Raw genomic sequence first — 210 nt, 5'->3', positions numbered from 1 at the left:
AGTACGTGGTCGTAGACCCGAAACCGTGTGATCTACCCCTGTCCAGGGTGAAGGTGCGGTAACACGCACTGGAGGCCCGAACCCACGAACGTTGAAAAGTTCGGGGATGAGGTGGGGGTAGCGGAGAAATTCCAATCGAACTCGGAGATAGCTGGTTCTCCCCGAAATAGCTTTAGGGCTAGCCTCGGTTAAGAGTGTCGTGGAGGTAGA

General features: G+C 55.2%; 1 rRNA gene. It reads left to right on the top strand.

Features of this window, described 5'->3' with window-relative positions:
• Positions 1 to 210 (top strand): 23S ribosomal RNA (locus WFK81_RS30905); the annotation flags it as partial.

The organism is Paenibacillus sp. MMO-177 (genome assembly GCF_037147795.1).
Lineage (GTDB): Bacteria > Bacillota > Bacilli > Paenibacillales > Paenibacillaceae > Pristimantibacillus.
The sequence above is the reverse complement of the archived record's forward strand: the minus strand, read 5'-3'. Positions and strand labels throughout refer to the sequence as shown.